Source organism: Bradyrhizobium sp. SHOUNA76, from assembly GCF_023006445.1.
Taxonomy (GTDB): Bacteria; Pseudomonadota; Alphaproteobacteria; order Rhizobiales; family Xanthobacteraceae; genus Bradyrhizobium.
The window spans coordinates 1-4,218 of the sequence record NZ_JALBHA010000530.1 but is presented as its reverse complement, the minus strand read 5'-3'; the positions used below and the strand labels follow the sequence as shown (position 1 = coordinate 4,218).

The window sequence follows — 4,218 nt, the reverse complement described above, 5'->3', positions numbered from 1 at the left end:
CGGCCAGCAGCAGCGGCCGCGGGGCGCCGGCTCGTGCCGCGATCGCCGTGAGCGCTCCGAGCGGAATCGCGAGGTAATAGGCGTAGCGCTGCTCCAGGCAGAGCGGACAGGGCAGGATCTCCAGCACGAGCTGGAAGAACCAGGCGCCCGCGATGGTCGCAGCCGCGATCAGCGTGACGAGCAGCGAGGCCGTCAGCGCGGAGCCGCCGGCAGCCGGCTTGAACGCAGGTATCGCGGCACTCTGGGTCGTCACGGCAGCCTCTTTCCGATCGGTCGCGCCCTTAAGCCTCTAGCTCCGGTCCATGCGGCTGTCGAGAACGGGCGGGATCACTTTGGCGCGGGTTGACCCCGCTTTGTCCATGGCTATAGTCCGCCGGCTTCGCGACGCTCCCTTCAAGGGCTGACCGAGGGCCCCTGTGGCGGAACTGGTAGACGCGCTCGACTCAAAATCGAGTTCCGCAAGGAGTGCTGGTTCGATTCCGGCCAGGGGCACCACGCTTCGGGCTTCGCGTGGCGCGGCCATGCTGAACCGAAGAGTGAAGCGTGTCCGTCCGGCGAAGCCTCTTGGCGAAGACGGACTGATCATAATCCCCCCAGCGCGGCCTGTGCCACCTCCTCACGGTTGACGACCGGCACCTTTCGGCGCGGGCCGCGATAGTTGTGCGCGCTCCGGCGACACGACCATCTCCCTGCCGCAGGCGCTACATCGCGCGGAAGTGCCGAGGATTTCGCAGGCCGGGTCGCCCGCGGCGATGCCATGCCGGCATTTCGGGCAGAGATAGCCTTCAGGCGTCTCGACGAAATCATATGACGGACCGACATAGGCGCAAACGAATCGATCTGTCCGGCTTGCAGAGCCGGCGATCTGGAGTTCGTTCTGGTCTTTCATCACATGAGCGGAATGTCGAAAATGATGACCGCGAATAGCAGCTGGATCCAGTTCGCTTCGGCGATCGAAAGCAATGCCTCGGGCATCGCGACCTGCCTTCGCTGGGCGCATAGCGCGCCGCGCCAGCGTTAATCTAGACCTTTGCAACTGGCGGGCGAAGTGGGTTTTTGGGGGCGGCCGGCGTCGGGAACTCCGTTCCTTGACACTTTGCTAATCTTTCTCGCCAAATCGCCGGATCGGCTCGCCCTCCCCTCTCTGGCAATCGTCACTTCGCTCCTGTATAAACCGGTAGCTTCTTCTGTAACTCGAAGGAGCTCTCATGAACGACCTGCACGCGTGGCTTTCGCAACAGCACCACGGTTTGCGGACCTTCCAGACCTTTCAGCAAAAGCTCGAGACGCTCGGCCGGCGCGATCCCGCCCAGCGCGGCCTGTGCTGCCTGCTCAGCAATGTCGTCGGCAGCTATGTCGAGGCCTTTGACGAAGATCCGCTGCCGGTCGAGGTCGCCGACGGCGCCTATCATCGCCTGCTGACGCTGGTCGAAAGCCTCGATCTTCACGGAGACGCCGCTCGCCGCCTCACCGACATCAACCGCGTGGCAACCTGCGAATTGTGGCGGTGATCGGCAGGAGGAGCGCGCACACGTCAATTTTCAAACGACGAGACACACCGCTACAGCCTCGCGGCGCATAACGCCCGAGTGTTGCGCTTCTGTCGGCGCCCCTTCCTTGGAAAGGGCGCAGGGAAGGCCGGGCGCCGGCTGGCACCCGCGGTCCGCTGTGCGCAAATTGCGCGAAGACAGATGCACAGCGGCATACAGGGCAGCCTGGACATCCCGGCCTTTCCCTGCGCAGTGGTTTGACGGCTTATGGCGCGCTCTCCCCGGGGAGCGATGCACTATTGCCCCCGTCGCCTTGCGGATGACTGGTGCGCGTGCCCGGTCGGGCCGCTTCACCACCGCAAGCCTTGACGCACAGACCCCGGGCGTCAGGACGACACGCTTTTGCCGTACGCGGACCGCACCGGTCGTGTGCGCGCCAGTCAACCGCTCACGGGCCAAGCCCGCCCTGCGATTGCTGGCGCGCCGATGCGCTCCACGTCCACCGCCACCCGGCCCGCGTATCGTGACGATCGCGAAACGCCCCTTATCCATGGGCCGGGATGACGACGCACATACGACATTTCCGAATTTCGGTCAAGCAGAATTTGGGCGCGCGAAACGGCGGGCGTTCGGACAGATCGTTCCGATTGAGAACAGCTTCTGGAGCCCAATGGCCTCATTCTGGCCCGCGTGTCTCCACGTCGTCATTGCGAGCGCAGCGAAGCAATCCAGGAATGCATCCACGGATGTCGCCTGGATCTGCTTCGTCGCAAGTGCTCCTCGCAATGTTGAGGATGAGAGATTTCCCGTCCAACTGCCGTCCGGCGCGGAGGCCCCAGGAGCGAAGTCGCACCTGCCGTTCGCGCGCCGAATGATCGATAGGGTTTAGATCCCGTACCGCCGCGAGGTGTTCGACTTCGCTGCGCCAGTACCTATATCGTGTGGCAACAGATGTGATGCAGCGGACAGCTTTGATGGCCAGGACACGCACGACGGACGCCGACGACCTTCCCCGCTATTTCGTCTGGGTCCGGGGCCTGGAAGGCCCCGAGCCGCAGAAATGGACGGCCATGGATTTCGGCGTCGGCGATTGGAAGCGACCGCTCGTGCTGGCCTATCTGGAGCTGCCACAGGACGAACGGCGTTTGTCATTGTCGGCGCTGGCCCGGCGCTATCCGCCGCCGCGGGTTGATCTTTCGTGAGCCGGGCGAGGGTGTGTACTCATCAACATTCGCTCCGCCAGGCAAAGCTGGAAGTCACCCCCTCAAGCGTTATCGGCGGCTTGTGACCCTGTGCAGCCGCCGCGGCCAGTATACCTCTGTATGATCCACTTGCCGAACCAATGGAGTAACGTCCCTCCGACTTTGATGGGGACTTTACATGGATCTGTTCCGCGCGGAGAAAATCGGCGAAGTCGAAAATAATTCGGCGCGAAAATGTCGGGTCTGCGACAAGCAATTACAGCTGGTTCGCACGATACTGAACATGGAAACCGGCAACCTCATGCACCTGTTCGAATGCGAATGCGGCGACCGCATCTGGAACGACTGAGGCCGCCTCAGTTGGCGGCCATTTTCAGTTCAAAAGATGCTGAGCAGATGGGCTGGTGTTGGATGCGCCGACATCTCCGTCAAGCTGAATGGGCGGCGGGCATGCTATCGGCGAGCATCGCACACTCGGGCACCGACGATTTTTGGTATCGATCTTCCGCGAGCACGCACCCCTACGAGGATACGGGACGCGTTCTCTAGCCACATGGGAGAACGAGATGAAATCAGAATTCGCAAATCGCGGTCGTGCAGCAAGATAGGTCGAGGAGCCTTGACATAACGGCGCTCGACCACGACGGCGGTGACCATCCGACACCGCCGTTTCGACAACAACCTTTGGCTTTTTGAAGCAAGCGACTTCCGAAAGTGGTCCATCGGCGAAGGCGGAAATCAGGGAAGCCGAACGCTCCAATCACCTCTCGCGCCGCGGCCTTCTTTCACGGGGTACGGACGGAGAAATGCGAGTAACGTGCCGTTGCGGAGCGTAAAACGCACTTTCGGGAGGACCGTCGCATGATCGATAGACGAAGCCTCGTTACGAGCGCGATCATCATTGTGCTCGAGCCGCGATTGGCCAGCGCGCAGCGATCAGGAAAGTTATCGCGAGTTGTCTCCTTTTCGGTCGCCGCTGGTCCGAACCCTCTTGCGGATTCGTTCACGGCGTTAGCCCCCGTGCATGAGTCCCCAGGTGGCCCTTAGCTGCCGCTCTTTTTCGGCGTCCGACGTCGGCTTGCAGGGTACCAACGGACCTAGGTCGAATACGGCCGCAAGGCCCTCATGTGGCCAAACTCGGACGTTGTGAGCTGCGGTAACGGGCCGGTGTCAGAGGCAGAGCGGACCGGTCGGCGCCTGAGTGCCGCGCTGAGCACGGATTTCAGCTTAGGTGCGACCCCACAACCGTCTACCCGCGCCGACGCGGGTCATCGCCGCCCCCATGATTATGGGTGTCACGACATCCGCACTGCGGTTAAACTTGCCCTTGCGCCGCGGGGGACACGCGGGTGCGGGACCATGATCATGACTGAACAGGGCGAGACGGGTGACACCATCACCATCCTCCTCGTCGAGGACGACGCACCGACCTGCTGGCGGCTGCAGGATGCGCTGGTCAAGGCCGGCTACGAGGTGCGCAGCGCCGGCACGCTCGGCGAAGCCCGTGCCGCCCTCGCCGGCGGGGC

The 4,218-nt window shown here is 62.9% G+C and carries 5 protein-coding genes, 1 tRNA gene and 1 pseudogene; 5 read left to right on the top strand and 2 right to left on the bottom strand.

What is annotated here, in order from left to right; all coding sequences use genetic code 11:
- Positions 1-253 (bottom strand): disulfide bond formation protein B (locus MOV74_RS32590; protein WP_246931097.1); only part of this gene is annotated, 253 nt, incomplete at its 3' end.
- 157 nt (positions 254-410) lie between these two features.
- Here MOV74_RS32590 and MOV74_RS32585 point away from each other — a divergent pair.
- Positions 411-495 (top strand) — tRNA-Leu (locus tag MOV74_RS32585).
- A gap of 121 nt (positions 496-616) precedes the next feature.
- Here the strand turns inward: MOV74_RS32585 and MOV74_RS32580 are convergent.
- Entirely contained in the window at positions 617-1,000 is a 384-nt protein-coding gene (locus MOV74_RS32580) for a hypothetical protein (RefSeq protein ID WP_246931096.1), read from the bottom strand.
- A 208-nt stretch (positions 1,001-1,208) separates the two neighbouring features.
- Between MOV74_RS32580 and MOV74_RS32575 the strand changes: the two genes are divergently transcribed.
- From MOV74_RS32575 to MOV74_RS32560, 4 genes and pseudogenes are all read left to right on the top strand, one after another.
- Positions 1,209-1,511, top strand: a complete 303-nt coding sequence (locus MOV74_RS32575; RefSeq protein ID WP_246931095.1) for a hypothetical protein — start codon at positions 1,209-1,211, stop codon at positions 1,509-1,511.
- A 953-nt stretch (positions 1,512-2,464) separates the two neighbouring features.
- Entirely contained in the window at positions 2,465-2,692 is a 228-nt protein-coding gene (locus MOV74_RS32570) for a hypothetical protein (protein ID WP_246931094.1), read from the top strand.
- Between the two features lie 178 nt (positions 2,693-2,870).
- A complete protein-coding gene (locus MOV74_RS32565; RefSeq protein WP_246931093.1) occupies positions 2,871-3,041 on the top strand; it encodes a hypothetical protein in 171 nt (56 codons plus the stop codon).
- Between the two features lie 1,016 nt (positions 3,042-4,057).
- A pseudogene (locus MOV74_RS32560) lies at positions 4,058-4,218 on the top strand (response regulator); the annotation flags it as partial.